The organism is Streptomyces sp. NPDC057249, from assembly GCF_042669245.1.
Lineage (GTDB): Bacteria > Actinomycetota > Actinomycetes > Streptomycetales > Streptomycetaceae > Streptomyces.
This window is the reverse complement of sequence record NZ_JBHUXS010000009.1, coordinates 198726-223168: the sequence shown is the minus strand read 5'-3', so window position 1 is coordinate 223168 and position 24443 is coordinate 198726. Positions and strand designations below refer to the sequence as shown.

The 24443-nt window shown below is 73.0% G+C and carries 18 protein-coding genes; 8 read left to right on the top strand and 10 right to left on the bottom strand.

Translation table 11 applies throughout. The features are described 5' to 3' along the window. Positions 1 to 20: 20 nt before the first annotated feature. From ACFUJY_RS19105 to ACFUJY_RS19095, 3 genes are read left to right on the top strand one after another with little or no spacing between them, the layout of a single operon-like run. Complete coding sequence (locus ACFUJY_RS19105; protein ID WP_383300749.1) at positions 21 to 1283, top strand: glycosyltransferase; 1263 nt, start codon at positions 21 to 23, stop codon at positions 1281 to 1283. Next, positions 1280 to 3010, top strand: coding sequence for a lipopolysaccharide biosynthesis protein (locus ACFUJY_RS19100; RefSeq protein WP_383300747.1), 1731 nt, complete (start codon positions 1280 to 1282; stop codon positions 3008 to 3010). Before ACFUJY_RS19105 ends, ACFUJY_RS19100 begins: the two co-directional genes overlap by 4 nt. After that, a complete protein-coding gene (locus ACFUJY_RS19095; protein WP_383300744.1) occupies positions 3007 to 4245 on the top strand; it encodes a hypothetical protein in 1239 nt (412 codons plus the stop codon). The genes ACFUJY_RS19100 and ACFUJY_RS19095 overlap by 4 nt, the downstream gene beginning before the upstream one ends. On the opposite strand, the gene ACFUJY_RS19090 is transcribed toward ACFUJY_RS19095, so the two are convergent. After that, complete coding sequence (locus ACFUJY_RS19090) at positions 4220 to 5689, bottom strand: hypothetical protein (RefSeq protein WP_383300741.1); 1470 nt, start codon at positions 5687 to 5689, stop codon at positions 4220 to 4222. The genes ACFUJY_RS19095 and ACFUJY_RS19090 overlap by 26 nt on opposite strands. A gap of 113 nt (positions 5690 to 5802) precedes the next feature. On the opposite strand from ACFUJY_RS19090, the gene ACFUJY_RS19085 reads away from it, so the two are divergent. Continuing rightward, a complete protein-coding gene (locus ACFUJY_RS19085; protein WP_383300739.1) occupies positions 5803 to 6993 on the top strand; it encodes a glycosyltransferase in 1191 nt (396 codons plus the stop codon). Here ACFUJY_RS19085 and ACFUJY_RS19080 read toward each other — a convergent pair. From ACFUJY_RS19080 to gmd, 4 genes are all read right to left on the bottom strand, one after another. Beyond that, positions 6965 to 7792, bottom strand: coding sequence for a glycosyltransferase family 2 protein (locus tag ACFUJY_RS19080; protein WP_383300737.1), 828 nt, complete (start codon positions 7790 to 7792; stop codon positions 6965 to 6967). The genes ACFUJY_RS19085 and ACFUJY_RS19080 overlap by 29 nt on opposite strands. Further along, on the bottom strand, positions 7789 to 8505 hold the full coding sequence (locus tag ACFUJY_RS19075; RefSeq protein WP_383300734.1) for a hypothetical protein: 717 nt from the start codon (positions 8503 to 8505) through the stop codon (positions 7789 to 7791). The genes ACFUJY_RS19080 and ACFUJY_RS19075 overlap by 4 nt, the downstream gene beginning before the upstream one ends. Beyond that, the gene (locus tag ACFUJY_RS19070; RefSeq protein ID WP_383300731.1) at positions 8502 to 10751 is read right to left on the bottom strand and encodes a LamG-like jellyroll fold domain-containing protein; all 2250 of its coding nucleotides are present in this window, start codon (positions 10749 to 10751) and stop codon (positions 8502 to 8504) included. Before ACFUJY_RS19070 ends, ACFUJY_RS19075 begins: the two co-directional genes overlap by 4 nt. A 130-nt stretch (positions 10752 to 10881) precedes the next feature. Further along, positions 10882 to 11895: a GDP-mannose 4,6-dehydratase gene (gmd, locus tag ACFUJY_RS19065; protein ID WP_164401259.1), complete on the bottom strand. Its 1014-nt coding sequence runs from the start codon at positions 11893 to 11895 to the stop codon at positions 10882 to 10884. 112 nt (positions 11896 to 12007) lie between these two features. On the opposite strand from gmd, the gene ACFUJY_RS19060 reads away from it, so the two are divergent. Further along, the gene (locus tag ACFUJY_RS19060) at positions 12008 to 12985 is read left to right on the top strand and encodes a GDP-L-fucose synthase family protein (protein ID WP_383300727.1); all 978 of its coding nucleotides are present in this window, start codon (positions 12008 to 12010) and stop codon (positions 12983 to 12985) included. A gap of 86 nt (positions 12986 to 13071) precedes the next feature. Here the strand turns inward: ACFUJY_RS19060 and ACFUJY_RS19055 are convergent, their stop codons facing one another. Further along, positions 13072 to 14568 (bottom strand): sugar transferase, encoded by a 1497-nt coding sequence (locus tag ACFUJY_RS19055; RefSeq protein ID WP_383300724.1) that lies wholly within the window; start codon positions 14566 to 14568, stop codon positions 13072 to 13074. A 419-nt stretch (positions 14569 to 14987) separates the two neighbouring features. On the opposite strand from ACFUJY_RS19055, the gene ACFUJY_RS19050 reads away from it, so the two are divergent. Next, a complete protein-coding gene (locus ACFUJY_RS19050; RefSeq protein WP_383300722.1) occupies positions 14988 to 16250 on the top strand; it encodes a D-arabinono-1,4-lactone oxidase in 1263 nt (420 codons plus the stop codon). Positions 16251 to 16259: 9 nt separating this feature from the next. Here ACFUJY_RS19050 and ACFUJY_RS19045 read toward each other — a convergent pair whose 3' ends face one another. Both ACFUJY_RS19045 and ACFUJY_RS19040 read right to left on the bottom strand, forming a co-directional pair. Next, positions 16260 to 17255 carry an MASE1 domain-containing protein gene (locus ACFUJY_RS19045; RefSeq protein ID WP_383300719.1) on the bottom strand — a complete coding sequence of 332 codons (996 nt, stop codon included), beginning with the start codon at positions 17253 to 17255 and terminating at the stop codon, positions 16260 to 16262. 67 nt (positions 17256 to 17322) lie between these two features. Further along, the gene (locus ACFUJY_RS19040) at positions 17323 to 18156 is read right to left on the bottom strand and encodes a PP2C family protein-serine/threonine phosphatase (RefSeq protein WP_383300716.1); all 834 of its coding nucleotides are present in this window, start codon (positions 18154 to 18156) and stop codon (positions 17323 to 17325) included. Positions 18157 to 18322: 166 nt separating this feature from the next. Between ACFUJY_RS19040 and ACFUJY_RS19035 the strand changes: the two genes are divergently transcribed. Further along, positions 18323 to 18622, top strand: coding sequence for a DUF1876 domain-containing protein (locus ACFUJY_RS19035; protein WP_383300713.1), 300 nt, complete (start codon positions 18323 to 18325; stop codon positions 18620 to 18622). Between the two features lie 51 nt (positions 18623 to 18673). On the opposite strand, the gene ACFUJY_RS19030 is transcribed toward ACFUJY_RS19035, so the two are convergent. Further along, a complete protein-coding gene (locus ACFUJY_RS19030) occupies positions 18674 to 19984 on the bottom strand; it encodes a pectate lyase (RefSeq protein ID WP_383300710.1) in 1311 nt (436 codons plus the stop codon). A gap of 257 nt (positions 19985 to 20241) precedes the next feature. Beyond that, positions 20242 to 22314: a SpoIIE family protein phosphatase gene (locus tag ACFUJY_RS19025; RefSeq protein WP_383300707.1), complete on the bottom strand. Its 2073-nt coding sequence runs from the start codon at positions 22312 to 22314 to the stop codon at positions 20242 to 20244. A gap of 196 nt (positions 22315 to 22510) precedes the next feature. Between ACFUJY_RS19025 and ACFUJY_RS19020 the strand changes: the two genes are divergently transcribed. Next, positions 22511 to 24400 carry a rhamnogalacturonan lyase gene (locus ACFUJY_RS19020; protein ID WP_383300705.1) on the top strand — a complete coding sequence of 630 codons (1890 nt, stop codon included), beginning with the start codon at positions 22511 to 22513 and terminating at the stop codon, positions 24398 to 24400. Positions 24401 to 24443: the final 43 nt, after the last annotated feature.

Here is a 24443-nt window from a genome sequence, read left to right as displayed (position 1 = left end):
GGGGGGAAGGCGATCGCCCGATGTCAGACGAAGAGCACCGCAGACCGTTCGAGCACGTCCGCCTGCTGGTGGTCTCCACGAACTACGCGCCGGAGCTGACCGGCATCGGCCCGTACGCCGCCCAGCTCGCCGAGCACTGGGCGGCGTCCGGTGCCGACACCCACGTGCTCGCGGGCATGCCGCACTACCCGGCCTGGCGGACCGACGCCGCGTACCGGGGCGTGTGGCGCGCCGAGGAGCGGCGCGCGGGCGTCACCGTGCACCGCAGGCGCCACTACGTGCCGCCCCGCCAGAGCGCGTTACGCCGAGCCGCCTTCGAGGGCAGTGTCCTGGCGCACGGCCTCCTCGCACCGCCCGGCATCCGGCCCGACGCGGTGGTCTCCCAGATGCCCAGCCTCGCCGGCGGGGTCATCGGCGCCCGCCTCGCCCGCCGTCACCGGGTGCCGTACATACCCGTCGTCCAGGACCTGATGGGCGCCGCCGCGGCCCAGAGCGGCATCCGCGGCGGGGACAGGGCGGCGGCCCTCGCGTCGAAGGCCGAGCGGTTCGCGCTGCGCGCCGCCACCCTCGTCGGCGTCATCCACGAGAGCTTCGTCCCCCGCGTCACCGCCTACGGAGTGGACCCCGCACGCATCCGCACCGTCCCCAACTGGAGCCATGTACGCACCCCTTCGGCCGACCGCGCGGCGACCAGGACCCGGCTCGGCTGGCGCGAGGGCACACCCGTCGTCCTGCACTCCGGCAACATGGGGCTCAAACAGGGCCTGGAGGTCCTGGTCGACGCGGCCCGCCTCGCCCCCGAGATCCGGATCGTCCTGATGGGCGACGGCAATCAGCGCGAGGCGCTGCGCGCCCGGGCCGCCGGGCTGCCCAACCTCGACTTCCTGCCCCCGGCCGGCGCGGAGGAGTTCACCGACATCCTGGCCGCCGCCGACGTCCTCGCCGTCACCCAGCGCGCCTCGGTGCTCGACATGAGCGTGCCGTCCAAACTCACCTCGTACTTCGTGTCGGGGCGCCCCGTCGTCGCCTCCGTGGCCGAGGAGGGCGGCACCGCCGACGAGGTGCGCCGCTCCGGGGCCGGGCTCCTCGTCGCGCCCGAGGACCCGGCCGCCGTGCTCGGCGCCGTCCGCAAACTGGTCGAGTCACCCGCCGAGGCCGACGCCCTCGGCGCCCACGGGCCGCGCTATGTGGCCCGCCATCTGGGCCGGGAAGCGGCGCTGGCCCGTTTCGACGCCCTGCTCACCGAGGCCCTGCGGGACGGCCGAGGAGGGCCACGCCGATGACCGAACCGATCCGCGCCCTGGACGAGCAGGACGAACCCGCCCTGCTCCGGGACCAGTTCCGCCAACTCCTGCGCTACCGCTTCCTACTCGTCGCCGGAGTGGTCCTCGGCCTCCTCGGCAGCGGCTGGCTCGCCCTGAGCGGCGACGACACCTACGCGGCCACCGGCGAGGTGTCCGTACGCTCCGCCACCTCCGACCCCTTCGCCGCCGGCGCCTCCGCCGACAAGGGCATCAACATCGGCTCCGAACGCCAGACCGCCGTCAGTGACGCCGTGGGCACCATCGCGGCCGGCACCCTCGCCAAGCAGGGCGACACCGTCGAGGTCGGCGCCCTGCTCTCCGGGCTCCAGGTCACCAACCCGCCCAACACCCTCGTCCTCAAGTTCGCCTACACCGGCCGCACCCCCGAGCAGGCCAGGGCCAGGGCCGAAGCCCTCGCCGAGGCATACCTGGAGATCCGCCGGGAGCGCACCGAGGACAGCATCGACAACATGATCGACGGCTACCGCGCCCAGCTCAAACCCCTCACCGAACAGCGCGACCGGCTCGCCGAGCAGGAGACCGGCACCGGCGACGACGTCACCAGCGCACGCGCCAACCTCATCGTCGCCATCTCCGGGCTCAACCAGAAGATCTCCGAACTCCGCGCCCTGGACACCACACCCGGCTACCTCAACAAGAAGCCCGTCGCCCCGCAACACCCCACCGGAGCGGGCCTGCCGCTCCTGCTCGGACTCGGCGGCGTCGTCGGACTCGCCCTCGGGCTGCTGATGTCATGGGTGCGCCTGGTCTTCGACCCGGCCGTCCGCTCCACCCGGGAACTCGTCCGCTCCCTGGGCGCCCCCCTGCTCGGCACCCTGCCCAGGGAACGCGCGACCGCCGGCACCCTCCTCGCGATCGGCCGCCCCGGCAGCCGGCTCGCCGAGGAGTACCGGGCGGTCGCCTTCCGGCTCGCCTACGACCCGTCGTTCGCGGAACGCCGCCGCCTCCTGGTCACCGCACCCCGGGGCGACAACGACATGGCCCGGGCCGCCGCCGCCAACCTGGCCGCAGCCTTCGCCGAGATGGGCCGCGACGTCCTGCTGTTCGAGGCCGACCTGCGGACCCCGTCCCTGGCCGGCGACCTCGGCGCCGCCCACCCGGGCCGCGGCCCCCGCTGGGCGACGGGCAGCCAGGACCGGGGCTGGCCCTCCGACAGCCGGGCCAACGTCGACGTGCCCGGGTCGGGTGCCTTCACCCTGGTCGCGGGGCGCCGCACCGACAACGTGCCGCGCGCCCTGACCTCCGCCCCGGTCAGCCGCATCATCGCCGAGGGAGGCAGGCCCGGCGCGGTCGTCATCGTGCTCGCCCCGCCCGTCCTGTCGTACGCGGACGCGGTCGCGCTCGTCGACCGCGTCGAAGGCGTCGTCATCGTCTGCCGGCCGCGCGAAGTGCACCGCAGCGACCTCGAACGCATCCGCGAGATCATCGGCGCGGCGGGCGGCTCGGTCCTCGGCACCCTGCTCCACCCCGGCTACGGCCGGCTGGACCGGCGGGCCCGCGGGAAGTCCGGCGGTGGCCGGCCGCCGGGGCACCGGCCCCCCGGACAGGGGCCCGCGGCCCCGGGCGGCAGGTACGGCGACCCCGATGTGACGGGCCGCACCGGCGACCCCGCGGAGACCCTGGGCCTGCGCACCGTGGACGGCGGCCAGGGACGCGACGGCCGCAGCAGCGCCGGACACCGATGAGAGCCCGTACCGCGATCGTCTGCTCGGTCGCGGACCAGGGGGTGGCGGCCCTCACCAACATCCTGGTGCTGGTGACGGCCGCCCGGCTCTCGACCGTGGCCGGCTTCGCCCGCTTCTCCGCCGTCTACCTCGTCTTCACCGTCCTGCTCGGCGTCTCCGGCGCCTTCACGGGGCAGCCGCTCGTGCTGCGCCGGGGCGGCGGTGAGGACACCCGGGGCGCCTGCCGGTCCGCCGTCCGCTTCACGCTCCTCGCCGCCACCGCCCTCGGCGGCCTGCTCGCCGCCGTCTGCGTCCTGCTGCCCGGCTCCACGGCAACCGCCCTGACGACGCTGGGCCTGGTGCTGCCGGTGGTGCTGGGGCAGGACATCGCGCGGTACGCCTTCGCCACGCTGCACGCCCAGCATCTCGCCCTGACCGCCGACACCCTCCGGCTGGTCTGCGTCGTCGGCGCCCTCGCCGTGCAGCCGCACGGGGCACCGGCCGCCCGGCTGGTCGCCGTCTGGGGGCTGTCCGCGCTTCCCGCGCTGCTGCTGTCGGTGGCCGCCCTGCACCGCAGGACAGCGGGCGCCCCGGTGGCACTGAGGCCGATGCTTGCGAAGGGCCACCTCGGCCGGAGGTTCGTGGTCGAGTTCGGCGTGGGCAACGCCACCTCCCAGCTCTCCGTGCTCGGCCTCGGCGCCGTCGGCAACCCTCTCGTCGTCGGCGCCCTGCGCGGCGCCACCACGCTCTTCGGCCCGCTCAACGTGCTGTTCACCTCCGCCACCGGCTTCGGCCCGCCACTCCTCGGGCGGCTCGCGACCGACCGGCTCCGGGTGCGCGCGACAGCCGCGCTGGCCGTCGTGCTGGCCCTGACGGCGGCCACCTGGGCCACCGTCCTCGCCCTGCTGCCCGGCTCGGTGGGGCGCCATCTGCTCGGCGCGACCTGGCCCACGGCCGCGGCGCTCCTCCCGGCCACCGGCAGCCAGTACGCGGCGATGGCCGTCGGCACCTGCGGACTGCTGGCACTCCGGCTCCTCGACCCGCGCACCACGCTCCCGATCCAGGTGGTGTTCTCGCTCGCCGCGGTCGCCTTCCTCGCCACGGGTTACGCGGTCGGCGGGGTCCCCGGGGCCGCCTGGGGCCTGTGCCTCGGCTCCGGCTGCAAGGCCGTCGCTACCTGGACCCGGGTGGTCCGGCTGACCCGGTCGGGCGCGCCGGCACCGGGGCCGGTCAGCGCGGACGCCGCCCGGACCTGAAACTCGTCACCAGCGCCAGGCACAGGGCCGCGATCGCCAGCTTCCCCGCGGCCTGCAACAACGGACCGCGCAACAGGATGAAGGTGTACCCGGCGATCAGCGGCGCCGCGATCGCCAGCACGCTGCCCGGGCCCGGCCCGTCCCGCGAGACCGCCCGCGCGTAACGCCGGTCGGTGCGCGCGGCCCCGTATCCGGTCAGCGCCAGTCCGCCGATCAGCCCCACCACCCCGAAGTCGACCCACAGCTCGGTCCACAGCGGCGCGGAGAGGTTGGTCATGTTCATCCCCATCCACTGCCCGACGCGCACCCCGGTGTCCTCCGGCTTCCCGCTCCACGCCGCCCTCGGCACGAAGAAGAACGCGGACCCCGCCAGCTGCCGCCCGTAGGTGTGCCCCCGGGTGCCGACCCAGGTGACCGTGTTGGCGAACATCACCGTCTGGTCGTAGTCCTTCGTGGCCAGCGGCTCGAACACCGACGACGACTGGACCGGCCGGTACCCCGCGTCGTCGTACCGGAACCGGTCCGCGTACGGGAACAGCACCAGCGCCCCGATCACCCCGAGCGCCAGCACCGAGCGGTACATCGCGGCACTGCGCGGGAACGCCGTGAACAGCAGCGAGACCAGCACCGTCAGGAACCAGTAACGCGCGTTGGACACCGGATTGTTGACGATCAGGTTGACGACGGCCAGCGCACACCACACCAGCACGGCCGACGGCGAGCGCCTGGCCCGGCGCGAGGTCACCAGCCTGCGCGTGCAGAACAGCAGGGCCAGCAGCGCCGGAACCGTGCCGAAGCCCTTCAGGAACGCCGAGCCCACATTGGACTCGCCCGACGCCACCCCGCTCTCCGCGACCGAGGCACTGATCTCCTGCCTGCTGGAGAAGAAGACCGCGGGCCCGCCCAGCTTCAGCACGTAGTACCCGCTCGCCGCGAACGCCAGCAGCACCAGCAGGCGCAGCCGCACCGGGTGCGCGGTGGCACCGTGCCCGTCCCCGCGCGCCGTGCGGCGACGGCGCAGCGGGCGCCGCGAAGCCAGCAGTGCCCCCAGGTCGAAGGCCGCGCACCCCACGAGCACCAGCGCGACGGCGGTCACCAGATCGGCGCGCGGCCCGACCACAGGCGTCGGAGTCTGGCCGATGACCACCTGCGCGAACGGCGCCACCCCCATCGCGATGTACACGAACATCCAGAAGACGCCCTGGAGGAGCCGCCGCCGGGTGGACAGGATCATCGTCGCGAGCCGCGCCCCCGAGTAACAGGTCAGAACGAGCTGCAACCAGTACGCGGTGTCCCGCACCCCGGTTCCGGGCTGGGCGGCGATCAGGGCGGGCAGGAAGCACACCAGGCCGAGGACGATCGGCACGGCCAGCGCACGCGACAGCATCGCCCAGGACAGCGGGCGGGCGGGCGCGGACCGCACGCCCTCGTGCACGGATGCCATCAACTCCCCGTCCCTGAAGCGCGGTTGTCTGACTACACATTAACGAATCACCACACGTGAGGAGATGTGCCGACTAGTCTGGGCACGGCCGGACGAGGGCGAGGGGGACCCTGGTGAAGATCCTGCACATCGTCACGCTGCACACCCCGGACCATGCCTTCGGCGGTCCGACCCGGGTGGCCCTGAACCTTTCCAAGGTGCAGCGTGCCGGGGGCGACGACGCCCGGATCATGGCGCTCGGCGACGGCTTCGACGGCCCGCTGCCGCGCGAGGTGGAGGGCGTCCCCGTCCACCTCTTCCAGGCCCGCCACCTGCTGCCGATGTTCGAGGTCAGCGGGATCACCTCCGCGGCCCTGCTGAGGACCGCGCGCCGCATGATGCGCGGCGCCGACCTCGTCCACGTCCACCTGATGCGCGACCTGGTCACCCTGCCCGCCGCTCTGCTCGCGCTGGCCTCCGGCACACCGCTGGTCGTGCAGACCCACGGCATGGTGGACCCGACCGAGAAGCGCGTCGCACAGCTCACCGACCTCCTGGGCGTCCGCCGGGTGCTGCGGGGCGCCGACGCGGTGCTCCACCTCACCGAGGCCGAGCGCGTCGACGTCAATGCGGTCGCCGCCCCCGTGCCGCTCACCCGGACCGTGCGCCTGGTCAACGGGGTCCGCCCGCAGCCCTTCAAGCCGGCCCGTGAGCCCGGCCGCCCGCCGACGGTGCTCTTCCTCGCCCGCGTCCAGGAGCGCAAGCGCCCCGAGGACTTCGTCGCCGCGATGCCCGCCGTGCTGGCCGAGCACCCCGACGCCCGCTTCGTCCTCGCCGGCCCGGACACCGGCGCCCTGCGGGGCACCCTCGCACTGGCGGACCGCCTCGGTGTGACGGGCTCACTGGACCACGTGGGCCCGCTCGGCCACGAAGAGGTGCTGGCGGCGGGCCGCGAGGCCGATGTGTACGTCCTGCCGTCCATCGAGGAACCCCTGGGCGTCTCGGTCCTGGAAGCGATGTCCGTCGGCACGCCCGCCGTCATCACCCGCACCTGCGGCCTCGGGCCCGACGTCGCGCGTGCCGGGGCCGGCCGGGTCATCGACAGCCGCGTCGGGGAGGACGCCGCCAACGCGGACAAGGTCGCGCGGGCGGTCCTGGAACTGCTGGAGCCGGACGCCAACGCCGAGGCGGGCAAGGCCGCCTGGGAACTGGTCAACGAGCACTTCACCATCGAGGTGGTCACCCGTACCCTCCGGCGGACCTACGAGGACGTGGTCCGCCGGAAGGGCGGAGGGGTCAAGCAGGCGGGCTCTCCCGTGACTTGAGGGCGATCTGCCATCGGTAGAAGCTCATCGCCAGGGCGAAGTCGAACCCGGCGCGCCCGTCGAGGAAGCCCCGCCGGTAGACGTACATGTAGGCGAAGGACAGGAGCGGCTTGAACGGCGCCCTGTGGAACAGCTGCCCCTGCCGTGACTTGGCACGGCGAACCTGCTCCTTGACCTCCGGATGGTGGTCGAGCCACGCCTCCCAGTCCGAGTAGCGGTTGTGCCGCTCGAACCAGGCGGTCACCGGGTCCAGGTCCTGGTGCTCGATCGGATGGCGCAGCGCCGCCGTGCTCTGTGCGACCGGCTGGTAGTGCCCCTCCACCTCCCCGATCCCCGGCGCGTCCAGATCGCCCACCTCCGGATAGTGGCAGCGGGTCCGGTCGGTCAGGGAGCGTTTGCGGATGGTGTAGCCGTGCCGCAGCCGCTTCCCGGAGAACCAGTAGCCGAGCGGGATGTCGTACGCGGCCGGCTTCGGCGCGTCCGGAGCGGCGAAGATCCCCCGCAGTTCGGCCAGCAGCCCGGGACTCAGCCGCTCGTCCCCGTCGAGGAGCAGAATCCAGTCCAGGTCCGTGCGCACGTGGTCCAGGCACCACTGCTTCTTCCGCGGGTGCCCGCCGTCCCAGGTGTACAGGACCACCTCGGCCCCGCACTCGGCGGCGATCTTCGCCGTGTCGTCGGTGCTGTGCGAGTCCACGACGACCACCGCCTCGAAATGGTCGATGACCGAGCGCACGGCCTCCGCGATGTTGAGCCCCTCGTTCTTCGTGGGGATCGCCACGGCTATCGGCAGCTTGTTCATCCGTCGTCCCCTTCGGGCAGCCAGGCGTAGCAGCCTGTCGAAGTGAAGGCGAGCGCCGCCTCCGGGATCGTGAGGGCGGCCCGTTTCCCGTCGTGCGAGGAGCCGGAGGCCAGGACCTTCCCGCCGGGGCCGGCCACCTCCCAGGTGCAGGTCGAGGTGGGGGAGACGTTCCGGTAGCGGCCGGGCCGCAGCCCGTCACCCCGGTGCACACCGTCGGCGTACCCGTGCGAGGCGCGCTCCAGGAGGTCCCGGTGGCGGGGGCACAGATGGGTGACGGCGGGCTGCGCGCCGGTGACCTCGCCCGTCACGACGGCGCCCACCGCCGTGTCCCGGTCCACCTTGACCAGGTAGTCGAGCCGGTCGCAGGTCTCCTGCCCGGTCTGCAGCACCGCCGCCGGGTCCATCCCCACGGGCACCCGGTCGGTCAGGTACTCCTTCTGCTTCTCGGTGAACGTGCCGGTGGCGGGCGTCAGCCGGTCGGCCGGGATCTTGGGCGGCTCGCTGCTGCGGGCGGGCCGGGGCCCGGCGGACGCGGAGCCGGAGGGCTCCGCGTCCGCCCCGGCCGCAGGGCCGGGGGAGGAGGCGACGGCGGAGGGCGCGCCCGCCGCCCTGGCGCCGCCGTTCCCGTCCCCGTCGCCGGAGGACGAACCGCAGGCGGCCAGCACCGCCGTCGCAAGGACGACGGCGGCACCGGCCAGGAAGGCGTTCCTCATCCGCCGTTCCTCAGCGCGTAGTGGGCGCTGACCTGGGCGGCGGTCAGCGCGGCCGGGTAGACGGCGGTCTCGTCGATCTGACCGGCGAAGAAGTTGCTCGTCGGCCGGTTCGGCCAGGTCGCGAGGTTGTCCCCGCCCACCCGCCAGTAGCCGGTGTAGTTCTGGTTCTTGGTGTACCGCCAGTTCGAGGCGCGCAGCTGCCCGTCCACGTACAGGGCCATGCCGCCCGGGCCCTGGGTGGCGACGACATGGTGCCAGGCACCGTCGTTGTAGGCCCCGGTCGTGCTGACGGTCTGACCGCCGTTGTTGGAGGTGCCGAACGTCAGACGCCCGTTGTTGAGCATGTACACGTGCTTGTCGTACTTGCCGCTCAGCTCCATGGTGTTGCTGCCGAAGCCGATGATCTTCCCTCCCCGGGTGGTCGTGGTCTTGATCCAGGTCTCCACGGAGAAGGCCGTCACCTGGGACCGGCCGCGGTTGCTGTACGCGTACTGGCTGGACCCGTTGAAGCCGATGGCGGTCGAGGGCCCGGCCACGGCCGCCGGGGTCTGCCGGTACGAGGGCGAGCCGCGCAGGAAGCCGTTGTCGAGCCCCGCCCCGGTGTCGGCGGCGAAGGTGGACGTGCCCTCGTCGTAGCGCCAGTACAGGGTCGCCCCGTCGGAGAGCACCCTGGCCGGATAGCTCTCGGCCCCGGCGGCCACGGTCGCGCTCACCGCCGGCGACTTGGCGCTGGTGTTGGTGCCGTCGCTCGCGCTGATCCGGTACGTGTGGGTCTCACCGGGCGCCACGTCGGTGTCCGTCCACCGCAGCTGCGGACGGTCCCAGAACACGGAGTACCCCGTCGTCGTGTGCACGGGGGTGCTCGCCCCGTCCTTGTAGATCCGGTACGTGAGCACCCCGTCGTCGGTGTCGAAGCTGGTCTGCCAGTTCACGTCCACCTTGTCCGGGGCGACCGTGGAGACGCTCACGTTCGGCACCCAGGGCGCCCCCGTGTCCGGGCCGTCGGCGAACCGGGTGAGCCCCTGCTGCGGCTTGCTGTTGACCGTGGTGAACTCGCCGCCCACCCAGAGGTAGTGGTGACCGCCCTTGTCGGTCTGCGCCATCACGCGCGGGCCGACCGGCTCGCCGATCCCGTCGTTGGTGTCCGGGAACCAGGGCAGCAGCTTCGGGTCGTCCACCGACTGGGCCAGCAGATGCTTGCGCGGCTGGTCGGGGAACTCGCCCATGGACGCGCAGTCGTGCGCGTGACTGCCGCTGTAGAGCACCCCGCCGTGCACCAGCAGGGCCTGCGTGGCCCCCAGGCAGGTGTCGCGCCAGACCTGGTTGAAGGTGGTGAGGTCGAGGGCGATCCGGCCGTCGAACACCCCGCCGCCGGTGCCCTCGTTGGCGGTGTAGAACTGCTTGGAATCGCTGGTGAGGTCCTGCACCGTGGACGTGTTCGGGATGAAGCCCGGGTAGCCCTTCTCCAGCGCGCCGGTGGTGGCGTCCACCACCGCCAGCGCGTGCGAGGTGGTGCCGTTCACGGTGAAGAAGTCCCCGCCGAGCACCACGTGCTGCCCGTCCGGGGTGACCTCCACCGCCCGGCCCACCTCGTCCGCCTGCGCCGTCCACGGCTTCAGCGCGGCGTCCGTGGTCACGGCGGCGAAGAAGTTGCGGTTCTGCCCGGCCACCGACTTGAAGTCGCCCCCGAGGTACACCGTGTCGTCGGTGACGGCGAGCGCCCGCACGGTGGCGGAGACGGCGACCTTGAAGTCCTGGCGCGGGGTGCAGGTGGCGGTGTCGATGGCCGCGATGTTGCTGACCCCCTCGCCGTTCACCGCCCCGAACCTGCCGCCGGCGTAGAGGGTTCCACCGTCCGGCGACAGGGCCAGCGCGCGTACGGTCGCGGTCCCCGAGGAGAGGGTGAACGACAGGGAGCAGCCGGTGGGCGCCCCCGTCGCGGTGTCGAACGCGGCGAAGTTCACCGCGGGCTGCTCGGAGGTCCCGGCCGCCGCCCCCGGCGGCCGCAGGGTGGAGAAGGTGCCGCCCGCGTAGACCACACCCTCCTCGGACGCGGCCATCGACCAGACGATGCCGTTGGTCTGCCAGGTGGACAGGTTGTCCGCGGTGATCGACACGGGGGCGGTGAGGGCGGCGGCCGGGGGACTGCCCGCGGCGGCGGCGCTCAGGGCGCCCGCGAGCAGGCCGAGCGCCGCGGCCGCGGCCCGCGTCCGGCCGCGTCGGCGCCCCGTGGTTCCGTTCATCATTCAGCTCCGAAGGTGAGAACGAGCTGCGGCCCGTTGGCCGCGGTCGAGGAGGCGGAGCCGGGGCCCCGCCCGAACCGGCGCATGCGGCCCCACCGCGTCACCGGTGGGGGTGGGGGCGCGCCGGAGCCTGTTACCGGTCCACGCGCACGGCGGCCCCCGCGAGTTCGTCGGAGAGCCGGCGCACATCGGCGTCGACCATGATCCGGGCCAGCTCCCGGGACCGTACGGCCGGTTTCCAGCCGAGCAGCTGACCGGCCTTCGAGGCGTCACCGATCAGCGCGTCGACCTCGCTGGGCCGCTCGTACTTCGCGTCGTAGCGGACGTACTCGCGCCAGTCGAGGCCGGCGTGCTCGAAGGCGTACTCCAGGAACTGCCGGACGCTGACCCCCTCACCGGTGGCCACCACGTAGTCGTCAGGGGTGTCGCACTGGAGCATGCGCCACATCGCGTCCACGTACTCGGGGGCGTAACCCCAGTCACGTACCGCGTCCAGATTCCCCAGGTGCAGCCGGCTCTGGAGGCCCGCCTTGATCCGGGCCACGCCACGGGTGATCTTCCGGGTCACGAAGGTCTCCCCGCGCCGGGGCGACTCATGGTTGAACAGGATGCCGTTCACCGCGAACATGCCGTACGCCTCGCGGTAGTTGACCGTCGCCCAGTACGAGTAGACCTTGGCGACGCTGTACGGGCTGCGCGGGTGGAACGGCGTCAGCTCGTTCTGCGGAGGCGGGCTCGCGCCGAACATCTCGGAGGAGGACGCCTGGTAGATCCGGGTGTCGATACCACTGGCCCGTACCGCCTCGAGGAGCCGGATGGTTCCCAGCCCGGTCACGTCGCCCGTGTACAGCGGTGCGTCGAAGGAGACCCGCACATGCGACTGGGCGCCCAGGTTGTACACCTCGTCGGGCCGGATGTCCCGGAGCAGGTTCACCAGCGCGACCCCGTCGGCCAAGTCCGCGTGGTGCAGCACGAAGGACCGGTGCTCCTGCTCCGGGCCCTGGTAGATGTGGTCGATCCGCTCCGTGTTGAAGCTGGAGGAGCGGCGGATCAGGCCGTGGACCGTGTACCCCTTCTGGAGCAGCAGCTCCGACAGGTACGAACCGTCCTGTCCGGTCACCCCGGTGATGAGCGCGGTCTTGGCCATGTGTCCCCCTTCTGCGGTCGCCCGTAAGGCAGTTGGTCATGGAATATCAAGGTCTGAGTGATTCGGTCCAAAACATCACCGTTTCACCCGACTGCTGGCACAATCCGACAACATGACGACTGATCTCCCCGGCCCTCCCCGGGAACGAGTCCCGTCCCTGCTACGCCCCGGTGCCCGCGTGTTCGTCGCCGGCCACCGGGGCCTGGTGGGATCGGCGGTGGCCCGCCGCCTCACCGCCGACGGCCATGAAGTGATCACCCGCGGCCGCGACCGCCTCGATCTCCGGGACGCCGGGCGGACCGCCGCCTTCCTGCGCGGCACACGCCCGGACGCCGTGGTGCTGGCCGCCGCCCGGGTCGGCGGGATCATGGCCAACAGCACGTATCCCGTGCAGTTCATCGAGGACAACCTGCGTATCCAGCTGAGCGTGATCGCGGGCGCGCACGCGGCCGGCACCGAGCGGCTGCTCTTCCTCGGGTCCTCGTGCATCTACCCCAAGCGCGCCCCGCAGCCGATCCCCGAGAGCGCCCTGCTCACCGGACCCCTGGAGCCCACCAACGAGGCGTACGCGCTGGCGAAGATCGCCGGCATCGTGCAGACGCAGTCCTACCGCCACCAGTACGGCGCCTCCTACATCAGCGCCATGCCGACCAATCTCTACGGGCCCGGCGACAGCTTCGACCTGGAGACCTCGCACGTCCTGCCCGCCCTGATCCGGCGCTTCCACGAGGCCCGCGAGTCCGGCGCACCGGCCGTCACGCTCTGGGGGTCCGGAAACCCCCGGCGCGAGTTCCTGCACGTGGACGACCTCGCCGCCGCCTGCGTACTCCTGCTGGAGCGCTACGACGAGGACGCACCCGTCAACATCGGCTGCGGCGACGACCTCACCATCCGTGAACTCGCCTCGTTGATACGTGAGGTGACCGGGTTTCACGGTGACATCCACTGGGACACCGGCAAGCCCGACGGCACCCCCCGCAAACTCCTGGACGTGACCCGGCTGACCTCCCTCGGCTTCGCACCGCGCATCCCGCTGAAGGAGGGCATCGCGGAGACGTACTCCTGGTGGCTCCGGCAGCAGGCCGCATAGCCGCCCCCGCCCCGCCGGGCGGCCCGCCCCCGTGCCCGGCGGGCGGGCGGCCCGGCCCCTTCCCCTGGTGGTCATCCGCCCCGTCCTCAGTACGCCCCGCGGCCGTCGGTGACGGCGCGCAGCGTCCGGGCCATGAGCCCCATGTCCGTGGCCACCGACCAGTTGTCGACGTACCAGAGGTCGAGCGACACCGTCTCCTGCCACGAGAGGTCGGACCGGCCGCTGACCTGCCACAGACCCGTCAGCCCCGGCTTCACCGCGAGTCTGCGCAACTCCCGCTCGTCGTACCGGGACACCTCGTCCGGCAGCGGAGGACGAGGGCCGACCAGGGACATGTCACCCTTGAGCACATTGATGAGCTGAGGCAGTTCGTCCAGCGACGAGCGGCGCAGCAGGCGGCCCAGACGGGTCACCCGGGGGTCCCGGCGCATCTTGAACATGGGGCCGTCGTTCTCGTTCGCCTCGGCGAGCCGCTCCTTGTGCCGCTCCGCGCCCACCACCATCGTGCGGAACTTCCACATGACGAACGGGTGGTTGTGCTGCCCCTGGCGGATCTGCCGGTGGAAGACCGGGCCCGCCGAGGTGAGCCGGACCGCCACCGCGATCAGCAGCAGCAGCGGGGCCAGGGCGACCAGTCCGCAGGTGGCCCCCGCCCGGTCCACCGCCGCCTTCAGGGCCGGCTGGAGCCCCCGGCGCAGCGGCGGCACGATGTGCAGCAGGGTGAGCCCGGCCGCCGACGACGGCCGTACCCGGTCCGCCGCGGTCTCCGAGAGGTGCGAGAGCACCGACACTTCGAGTCCGCCGTCGTGCAGCCCCCAGGTCAGCCGCCGCAACCGCTCCTCGGCCAGCCCCGGGCCCGGGACCACCAGCGCGAGGTCGGCCTCGTGCGCGAAGGCCGCGCCGAGCACCGTGGAGGCGTCGTCGCCCTCGGGTGCCGGAGCCAGCCGCCCCGGCACCGGGACCTCGCAGCTGAGCGCCGCCGCGCCCACCGGCAGCGCGGCCACCACCCGGTAGCCGTGGTCCTCCCGCGCGCTCAGCAGCCGCGCCGCCCGGTCCACCCCCGCGGCCTCGCCGACCACGAGCACCCGGCGCGCCGTCCGGCGCCGCCCGGACCGGGCCAGCCGCCGCGTCCACGAGGTGCCCGCCGCCGCCAGGAGCCCGGGGATCAGGGCGACGACGGCCGCCGCCGGGTCGATCGGCGCGTCGAGCACGGTCCACAGCACCGCCAGCACACCGATGAGCAGTAACCAGTCCCCGAGCGTGGTCAGCGCCCCGGGCGGGCGGCCCGGTACACGTAACACGTACCGGCCCCGTGCGGCCCGGACCCCGCACCACACCAGGGCGGCCGCGAGTGCCCCGGCCAGGGCCTCGGGCTGCCCGTCGGCACGGAGCACCAGCCAGGCGGGCAACCCCAGGCCGGTGGCTTCGGCGCACACCACCAGGGCCGGCAGGTCCGGGCGCCTGCCGGGCACCGCGGTGCCGTGCTCGCGCCGCACGTCCGGGAGGTGCCGCGGCCGGCCCGTGTCCCGGCCGCGCGGCAGTCCCGAAGAGGTCCGCGGTCGTGGCGCCCCCGCCAGTCCCACGGGCCTCGTTATATCGGATTCGGGTAGCTCGACATGCCCCATGAACCCCCCAGTCACAGTCGCATCGCCACAAACGGGGCGCATCCGCCGATCCAGGGGACTGACGGACGCGCCCTCGCTCGGTGCACGATATCCACACACATGGCATTTCGCTGGAGTTCCGGTGAAGTTCAGACAGGCGCGGTGATCCGGGACTCGTCCCGATCCGTACCGGATCTCAGGTTCTGGGTGTACCTGTCGGTATGTGTGACGTGTGTCAAGCGGTTGGTGTGCGGATATGTACCTCGGTCGCCAACTACCGTACGTGCTCGCTCGGTTGCGTGGGCGGTATTCGGGCCGCTCGGCCCCGGCGGCCGGTGGTCTGGGACAATGCGGTGTCGGGAGCACGTGCCCGGCCATGAGTGGAAGAGGGACGTACGGTGACCCCCGCGGAGAAGAACTGGGCCGGCAACATCACCTTCGGCGCGAAGCGGCTGTGCGTGCCGCGATCCGTCAGCGAACTGCGCGAGACCGTCGCCGCCTCGGATGCCGTCCGCCCCCTGGGCACCCGGCACTCCTTCAACACCGTCGCGGACACCTCCGGCGACCAGGTGTCGCTCGCCGGGCTCCCGCGTGTCGTGGACATCGACGTCCCGGGGCGGTCGGTCTCCCTGAGCGCCGGACTGCGCTTCGGTGAGTTCGCCGCCGAACTGCACGAGCGCGGGCTGGCCCTCGCCAACCTGGGATCGCTCCCGCACATCTCGGTCGCCGGCGCCGTCGCGACCGGCACCCACGGTTCGGGCGTGGGCAACCGCTCACTGGCGGGTGCGGTCCGCGGCCTCACCCTGGTGACGGCCGACGGCGGCATGCGCACGCTGCGGCGCGCCGACGACGACTTCGCCGGCGCGGTCGTCTCCCTCGGCGCGCTCGGTGCGGTGACCTCGCTGGAGCTGGACCTGGTGCCCGCCTTCGACGTGCGGCAGTGGGTGTACGAGGAACTTCCCGAGGCGACCCTGACCGCGCGCTTCGACGAGGTGGTGTCCGCCGCCTACAGCGTCAGCGTCTTCACCGACTGGCGCCCCGGCCCGGTCGGCCAGGTCTGGCTGAAGCAGCGGGTGGGCGACGAGGGCGCCGCGGCGGCGATGCCGGCCGAGTGGCTGGGCGCACGGCTCGCCGACGGTGCCCGGCACCCGATCCCCGGGGTGCCCGCCGAGAACTGCACCCGGCAGCAGGGCGTGCCCGGCCCCTGGTACGCGCGCCTGCCGCACTTCCGGATGGAGTTCACCCCGAGCAACGGCGACGAGCTCCAGTCGGAGTACTTCGTGGCCCGCGCGGACGCCGCCGCGGCGTACGAGGCCGTGGCCCGGCTGCGGGACCGGATCGCCCCGGTGCTCCAGATCTCCGAGCTCCGCACCGTCGCGGCGGACGACCTGTGGCTGAGCCCCGCCCACGGCCGGGACTCGGTGGCCTTCCACTTCACCTGGGTCCCGGACGCGGCGGCCGTCGCCCCGGTGGTCGCGGGGATCGAGGAGGCCCTGGCGCCGTTCGGTGCCCGCCCGCACTGGGGCAAGGTCTTCTCCACGGCCCCCGAGGTGCTGCGCACGCTGTACCCGCGCTACGCGGACTTCGAGGAGCTGGTGACCCGCTACGACCCGGAGGGCACCTTCCGCAACGCCTTCCTGGACCGGTGCTTCCGGCGCTGATCCGCGTGGTCAGCCGCTGCCTCGTTCGTCCTCGGCCCGGGACGGCCAGGCGGCGGCCGAGCGGCCCGGGGCGAGCTGGTCGACCACCTCGGCCAGCTCCTCGCAGGCGTGCTCGATGCGGCGCCGGACGTTCTGCTGCTCGGTGACGACGGCGGCCAGCAGCAGAGCGGTGAGGGCGACGGCGCCGTTCAGGACCGTGAGGCTGATCATCACTTCCACGATGGTGTGACCGCCGAACGGTCCGGCTCCGGCCGTTCCCGCCACGATCGCCAGCACGGACACCAGCAGGGCGCACGGGGCGCTGCCCGGAAGCTGGAAGCGCAGGGCGGCCCAGATGAGGATCGGGAAGACCAGGTACATCATCGACAGCGCGCTCTGGGTGGCGACCACCGCACCGACGACCGCGACGACCAGCAGCGCCCCGGCCTCTCCCCACCGGTCCGTGATCCGGGGCAGCCGGGCCCGGGGCAGGACCAGCAGGACCGGGGTGACCATGAGCACCCCCATGACGTCGCCGGCCCACCAGGCGGCCCAGACGGACCAGAAGTCGTGGAGCGGCAGCTTTCCGTCGACCACCAGCATCCCCGCCCCCGTCGTGCCGCTGATCGTCATGGGGATCATCCCGCCGAGGAACACCAGGACGAGTCCGTCGCGCAGCCGGTCCAGCTCGTTGCGGAAACCGGCCCGGCGCAGCAGCAGGTACGCGCACAGCGGTGCGAGCGTGCTGCCCGCCACGATGGCGGCGGTGGCCGGCCGTGCCGTCCCGGTGAGCGTGGTGACGACGACCAGGGAACCGACCGCGATCCCGGGCCATGCGCGCACCCCCAGGTACAGCAGACAGCCCAGCGCGATCCCGGTCGGTGGCCACAGGGGCGTGACCACCGCCCCGTGGACGGTCACCTGTCGCATCAGCCCCAGGCGGGCCGCCCCGTAATAGGCGGCGGCGACGCCCACGACACACAGGACCGCCGGCAGGTACCGGCGGTTCCTCTCAGTGCGGATCACGCCTCTCATCAGACACCGGCCCCGGAGCGGACGGCGGTGTGACACGCACGGGCGGCCGGTGTCCGCCTCACCCCCCGCCGTCCCCGGGGCACCCGTGACGCAGCACGAGCACCGCCGCGTCGTCCTGGTGCCCGGTGTGCTCGGCGGCGCCCATGATCGCGTCCGCCAGCGCGTCCGCGTCCTCCGTCACCCGGGAACGTACGAGCCGGACCACCTCGTCCAGCCCTTCGTCCAGGGAGTACGAGGGACCCTCGACCACCCCGTCGGTCAGCAGCACGAAGGCTCCCTCGCCGCTGAGCGAGCGGGTGGTGACCGGGTACTCCTCGCCCGACTGCACTCCGAGCGGCAGCCCGCCCCGGTCGTCCGTGGTGCCCGCCCGGCCGTCGGCGCTGGCCCAGACGGCGGCCACGTGCCCGGCCCGGGCGCTGCGCAGTTCCCCGGTGGCCGGGTCGAGACGTGCGAAGGTGCAGGTGGCGAGCAGTCCGGCGTCGGCGGCGAGCAACAGGTCGTTGGTACGGCTGACGACCTCGCCCGGGTCCTCCGCGGTGAGCGCGAACGCGCGCATCGCGATGCGGATCTGGCCCATGAAGGCGGCGGCCTCCACGTCGTGGCCCTGCGCGTCCCCGACGGCGAACGCCAGCGCCCCGTCGGGGAGCGCGAACCCGTCGTACCAGTCGCCGCCGATGTCCAGGCCACTGCGCGCCGGGGCGTACCGGGCGGCGCTCCGGAGGCCCGGCAGCGACGGCAGGGCGGAGGGCAGCATCTCCCGCTGGAGCGCCTCGGCCAGCTCCACCCTGGCCTGGTGCAGTTCCACCTCGCGGCGGGCCCGGGAAGTGAGGTCGTGGAGGGTGGTGAGCAGTTCGTCGGAGCTGGCCGACCGGGAAGGACGACGCCGGGTCATGGGCCGCTCCGCGGGACGGGGGATGGCGGGCCGGGTGTCTGCATCCTATTTCGGCGGGGGACCGGGCGCAGGCCGGGCGGGCGGCACCGGCCGGTTGGGTGGATGCTGGAGGTGGACCCGCGCGGCGGCCCGCGTCCGCCGGCCGGTGCGGGCCGGGAGGTATGCGATGAACCGCACGCTGGAATGGACGGTGCGCGTCGAGCTCTCCGAGGAGGGCGGGACGACCAAGGCGGAAGCGGTGCTGGACACGGGCACCGCGAGGCTCACCGGCCAGGGGATCGCCCGGCTGAGCCCCCAGGACCCCGACGTGCCCACGATCGGCGACGAGGTGGCGGCGAGCCGCGCGATGCACGATGTCGCCGGGCAGCTGATGAGCGTGGCCGACCGCGCCATCGGCGAGTCGGGCGCCGGCCGGGCGGACGGCCCGGTGCCACCGCCCTACGCCTGGTCGGACGCCACGGCCTGAGCGTGCGCCGCGGCCCGCCCCGGGGAGGGGACGGGCCGCAGGCCGGTGCGGTCAGTCCGCGTACGTGATGTCCGAACCGCTGTAGATGCAGTGCGTGCCGTCCGCGCCGGTGCCCGTCTTGGACGGCTCGCCGCTCGTCACCCCCTTGTACTTCGTGCAGATGTCGATGTCGTGGTCGGAGTCGTCGTAGATCGTGACGCCCGAGAAGCGCGCCGTGTCGCCGTAGTTGGTGTTGATGCCGACCAGGCTGTCACCCGGCGCGGTGACCCAGACGTTCTGCACCTGGACGTGCCGGCCGTACTGGGTCGAGCAGTTGCCGCAGGAGCGGTAGAGCTTGCCGAAGTCCTCGACCTGGAAGTTCTTGATGATCAGCGTGCCGCCGCCGTTGTGCTGGAAGACCTTGTCGTCCGCCCGGCGGGCGCCGCCGCCGTCGACCGTGCGGACCAGCGAGGACGAACCGCCGCGGAAGGTCGCGGCGTCCTCGCCCACGTCCTCCCACCAGACGTTCTTCAGAGTGCAGGCGCCCGCGCAGTGCACCCCGTCGGCCGCCGGGGAGCCCAGGATGACGTTCTCCAGGGTGGCTCCGTCGGCCAGTTCGATCAGCGCCGGCTGGTCCTCGTCCTGGCCGTCGCTGCCCAGGTCGCCGCTCCCATAGAAGCGCTTCATGCCGCCGTCGTAGCTGCCCGACACCTGCATCGTCGAGGTCAGGGCCCGGCTGCCGTTGGCCGACGGCCACGCGGGCCGGGTGCCGGGGTCGGTGGGCGGGTCCGTCGGCGGGTCCGTGGGGTCGGTCGGGTCCGTGGGCGTCGAACCCGCCGCGGTGAAGGTCCACCGCTTGCTGGTCACCGAGTCGCACGAGTTCTGCTGCACGAGGGCACCGGCCGCGGTGGAGCTGTCCTTCACGTTGAGGCACTTGCCGCCGTTGGCGTTGACGACGCGATAGGTGTCGCCGCTCACCGGTGTGAGCGTCCACACCTGGCCGGCGCCGCCGGTGCAGCCCTGCTGCTCGACGGCCTTGCCCGCGCTGGTGGAGGCGCCCCGCACTCCGGCGCACTTGCCGCTGTGCGCGGCGGTCAGGGTGTAGCCGCCGCCTGAGGACTTGAGCTGCCACGTCTGGTCGGCGGCTCCGGTGCAGCCGCGCTGGACGAGCTGGATGCCGTCGGAGGTCCCCGAGCCGGGAACCTCCAGACACAGCCCGCTCGCCGCGTTCGACAGGCTGTACGCGCCGGTCGCGGGTGCGGCCTGCGCGGAACCGGTCGCGACCAGCGCCGTGACACCGGCGAGGATCAGTGAGGAGAGGGCGACGAACGAGGCGGCTGTCCGGCCGCCTCGCCGTCTGGCATGCTGATTTCTGGTACGCACTGGGTGTTCCTTTCACCGCCCGCGGCGTCCTCCGCGGGCACCAATGAGTGGTTCGGTGCGGTGGTAAGGCGATCCCTCGACCCCTGCGGAACGGTGCCATGCTCGTCCCGCATGATGAACCGAGTTCTTGTATGCGAACTGCCGCGACCGTACGGCACCGTCATGCACCGGTCAAGAAGTGCTCGGCAACATCCCCGACGCGGCCTGCGCGCGGGGGTTCACCGCACTCGTACGCCCGCCGGGGGACGTACCGATCGTCAGAAGTCCTCTTCCGGGATCTCCTGCTCCGTCCACAGCGCCTTGCCGTTCGTGCTGTAGCGGGTACCCCAGTGGTTGGCGAGCTGCGACACGATGAAGAGCCCGCGCCCGCCCTCGTCGACCGTGCGGGCGTGCCGCAGATGCGGGGCCACCGGGCTGGTGTCGTGCACCTCGCAGGTCAGCGCGCGGTCCAGCAGCAGCCGCAGTTGCAGGGGCGGCGTCCCGTAGCGGACCGCGTTCGTGATCAGCTCGCTGACGATCAGCTCGGTCGCCTCGATCGTCTCCTCGCCGAGGTCCCAGCCCTCCAGCCGGTCCCGCACCAGGGTGCGGGCGACCGCCGGAGTGGTCCGGTCGTGGGCCAGCTCCCAGGTCGCCACCCGGTCCGGCGGCACCACGCCCGTCCGGGCGAGCAGCAGAGCGGCCCCGTCCGGATCGGCCTCGGCCGGCAGGTTGTACACGATCGCGTCGCACAGCTCCCGCAGCCGGCGCTCCGGAAGGGCCAGCGCCTCCCGCACCCGCTCCACCGACCGCTCCTCGGGCAGCAGCGAACCGGTCAGGAACGCCAGCACACTGCCCTCGTCCAGCCGCACCGAACCCGTCGCGAAGGGCGCGCTGTCCTCCGAGAAGAGCGCCGGCCCCTCCGGAACGTCCAGCACGAGCGGGCGCCCGTCCGGCCCGACGGCCACCGGCGCGGGATGTCCGGCGCGCGCCACCGTGCACACCTGCGTGAACGGGTCGTAGACCGCGTACAGGCAGGTGGCCGTCAGCGGCTGGCGGTGCAGTGAGTCCCCCGGCGGCAGCAGCCGGCGCTCCTCCACCAGCCGGTCGGCCGTGTCGTTGAGCCGGGCCAGCACCTCGTCGGGCTCCAGGTCGAGCCCCGCCAGCGCGTGGATGACGGTGCGCAGCTGCCCCATCGTGATGGCCGTCTGCAACCCGTGTCCGGCGACGTTCCCGATGATGAGCGCCGTCCGGGCGCCGGAGAGGCCGATCGTGTCGAACCAGCAGCCGCTGTTGCGCCCCGGCAGCAGGACGTGCGCGGTCTCGATCGCGACCCGCTCCCCCTCGTGCTGGGGGAGCAGCCGGCGCTGGACGGTCGAGGCGATCACGTGCTCACGGGCGTAGCGCAGCGCGTTCTCGATGCTCAGCGCCGTGTGCGCGGCGGCGGTCAGTGCGAGAGCGAGGTCCCGCTCGTCGTACGGATCGCTCCGGTGCCGGTACAGGCTCACCAGGCCGAGCACGGAGCCGTGCAGCTTCAGCGGCGCCACGATCATCGAGTGCGCCCCGATCGCCTCGATCATCCGGCGCGTCGGCGGGTCGGTGTCCAGCCACGGCGTGTCCGGGCCCAGCTCGACCAGCCGGGGCCGCAGATCCGTGACGGCGAGGGCGAACGGGGTCGCCTCGGGCAGCCGGCGCAGCTCACCGACCAGGTTGTCCGGCGCCGTCCCCGTGCCCCGTACCGCCGCACGCCGCAGCGGGACGTCCCGGTCCAGCGGGCTCAGCGGCGGATCGGCGCCGCGCAGTACCTCGTCCACCACTTCCACCACGGCCAGGTCGGCGAACGCGGGCACCAGCGCCGAGACCAGCCCCTCGCAGGTCGCCGCCACGTCCAGGGAGTGGCCCGCCCCCCGCCGCACCGCGGCCAGCACATCGGCCCGGACGTGTGCCTTCTCCCGCTCGTTGACGTCCACCACGGCCGCCAGCACACCGAGCGGGCGGCCGTCCTCGGCGTCCAGCCGGTGCAGGGTGACGTTCAGGCTGCGGGAAGGGCCGGGGGCCAGGGCGAGCCGGCCGCGGACCGGCTGGTTGAGCACCGGAGCGCCCGTCTTCAGCACCTGGTCCAGCAGGCGTTCCGCCTCCTCCGGGTCGTCGAGCCGGTACGCGTCGGTGAAGTGCAGCCCGACGATCCGGCCGGGGTCCACGCCCTCGGTGAGGGCGTTGACGCGGACGACCCGCAGACCGGTGTCCAGGACGTGCAGACCGACCGCGGACTGGCTGAACAGCGTGTCGAGCAGGGCCACCGCCATGTCGTCGCCCGGGTCCGCACCAGGGGCCGTGCTACCGGTATCCGACACGTCGCACCCCCAACGGGCTCCGCCGCCCCTGGCGATCGGCAGCTCTCCGGTCAGCGTGCGCGCCCCTGGGCCGCGCCCGCCACCGCGCGGCGCCGAACGGGTGAGGGCGTACGGGATTTCACGGGGCGGCAACCTTTCCGCGCCCGGCGGCCACTGAGGGGTACCCCACCCACCCCCACTCCGGAAGGCACGAACCGTGGCTCTCGCGCATCCCCGCACCGCACGCAGACGCCGTACCACCCGGACCCGCACCCTGCTCGGCGCCGTCACCGCCGGAATCCTCGCCGCCGCCGGCCTGGTCGTCACCGGCCAGACCTCGCACGCCGCGACCGCACGCCAGGTGGAGGCCCTGGACCGGGGCGTCGTCAGCGTGCACACCGACTCCGGCAACCTCATCAGCTGGCGCTGGCTCGCCACCGACCCGGACTCCGTCGCCTTCAACGTCTACCGCGCCGGCACGAAGGTCAACGCCTCGCCCGTCACCGGCTCGACCGACTACTTCCACGCCGGCGCCCCCGGCCACGCCGACTACACCGTGCGCGCGGTCGTCAACGGCGTCGAACAGGGCGACTCCGTGCACGCGATCCAGTTCCGCGCCGGGTACAAGGACGTGCCCATCAGCCCGCCCCCGGGCGGCACCACCCCCGACGGCGTCTCCTACACCTACGAGGCCAACGACGCCTCCGTCGGCGACCTCGACGGCGACGGCGCGCTCGACTTCGTACTGAAGTGGCAGCCCACCAACGCCAAGGACAACTCCCAGTCCGGCTACACCGGCAACACCATCGTGGACGGCGTCAAGCTCGACGGCACCCGGTTGTGGCGGATCGACCTGGGCCGCAACATCCGCTCCGGCGCGCACTACACGCAGTTCCAGGTGTACGACTACGACGGCGACGGGCGGGCCGAGGTGGCGATGAAGACCGCCGACGGCAGCGTCGACGGCAGGGGCACCGTCATCGGCAGCACGTCGGCCGACCACCGCAACTCCTCCGGATACGTCCTGTCCGGCCCCGAATACCTCACCATGTTCAACGGCCTCACCGGTGCCGCGATGGGCACCGTCGACTACGTCCCGGCGCGCGGCTCCGTCTCCTCCTGGGGCGACGGCTACGGCAACCGCGTCGACCGCTTCCTCGCCGGCACCGCCTACCTGGACGGCGGCAGGCCCTCACTGATCATGGCCCGCGGCTACTACACGCGTACGGTGATCGCCGCCTGGGACTGGCGGGGCGGGGCCTTCACCCGGCGCTGGACCTTCGACACCAACAGTTCGACCAACACCGGCCGGGGCTACGACGGCCAGGGCAACCACCAGTTGTCGGTGGCCGACGTCGACGGCGACGGCAGGGACGAGATCGTCTACGGCGCGATGGCCGTGGACGACGACGGCCGCTCGCTCTGGACGACGAGGAACGGCCACGGCGACGCCATGCACGTCGGCGACCTGGACCCGGCACGTCCGGGCCTGGAGGAGTTCAAGGTGGACGAGGACGGCTCGAAGCCGTCGTCCTGGATGGCCGACGCCAGGACCGGGCAGATCATCTGGTCGACGCCCGCCGGCGGGGACAACGGACGCGGCGTCAGCGACGACATCTGGGCGGGCAGCCCCGGCGCCGAGTCCTGGTCGTCCGCCGCCTCCGGGATACGCGACCCGCACGGCACGGTGGTCGCGAGCCGCAAGCCCTCCAGCACCAACTTCCTGGCCTGGTGGGACGGTGACACCACCCGGGAACTGCTGGACGGCACCCACATCGACAAGTACGGCACCTCCGGCGACACCCGGCTGCTGACCGGCGCCTCGGTGCACTCCAACAACGGCACCAAGGCCACCCCGGTCATCTCCGGCGACCTGTTCGGCGACTGGCGCGAGGAGGTGGTCTGGGCGACCACCGGCAACACCGCGCTGCGGATCTACTCCACGCCGTACGAGACCGGCACCAGGATCACCACCCTGCTGCACGACACCACCTACCGCACCGCCCTGGCCTGGCAGAACACGGCCTACAACCAGCCCCCGCACCCCGGCTTCTTCCTCGGGAACGGCATGGCCACCGCCCCGAGGCCCGCGGTGTGGACCCCGTGAGCTGAGGCCCGCCCTCCCGGTGGCGGTACCGGGAGGGCGGGCA

Excerpts from the sequence above, each read along its gene's own strand:
- ACFUJY_RS19105 (WP_383300749.1), top strand. The coding sequence starts at position 21 with ATGTCAGACGAAGAGCACCGCAGACCGTTCGAGCACGTCCGCCTGCTG.
- ACFUJY_RS19100 (WP_383300747.1), top strand. The coding sequence starts at position 1,280 with ATGACCGAACCGATCCGCGCCCTGGACGAGCAGGACGAACCCGCCCTG.
- ACFUJY_RS19095 (WP_383300744.1), top strand. The coding sequence starts at position 3,007 with ATGAGAGCCCGTACCGCGATCGTCTGCTCGGTCGCGGACCAGGGGGTG.
- ACFUJY_RS19090 (WP_383300741.1), bottom strand. The coding sequence starts at position 5,689 with ATGGCATCCGTGCACGAGGGCGTGCGGTCCGCGCCCGCCCGCCCGCTG.
- ACFUJY_RS19080 (WP_383300737.1), bottom strand. The coding sequence starts at position 7,792 with ATGAACAAGCTGCCGATAGCCGTGGCGATCCCCACGAAGAACGAGGGG.
- ACFUJY_RS19075 (WP_383300734.1), bottom strand. The coding sequence starts at position 8,505 with ATGAGGAACGCCTTCCTGGCCGGTGCCGCCGTCGTCCTTGCGACGGCG.
- ACFUJY_RS19070 (WP_383300731.1), bottom strand. The coding sequence starts at position 10,751 with ATGATGAACGGAACCACGGGGCGCCGACGCGGCCGGACGCGGGCCGCG.
- gmd (WP_164401259.1), bottom strand. The coding sequence starts at position 11,895 with ATGGCCAAGACCGCGCTCATCACCGGGGTGACCGGACAGGACGGTTCG.
- ACFUJY_RS19060 (WP_383300727.1), top strand. The coding sequence starts at position 12,008 with ATGACGACTGATCTCCCCGGCCCTCCCCGGGAACGAGTCCCGTCCCTG.
- ACFUJY_RS19040 (WP_383300716.1), bottom strand. The coding sequence starts at position 18,156 with ATGACCCGGCGTCGTCCTTCCCGGTCGGCCAGCTCCGACGAACTGCTC.
- ACFUJY_RS19035 (WP_383300713.1), top strand. The coding sequence starts at position 18,323 with ATGAACCGCACGCTGGAATGGACGGTGCGCGTCGAGCTCTCCGAGGAG.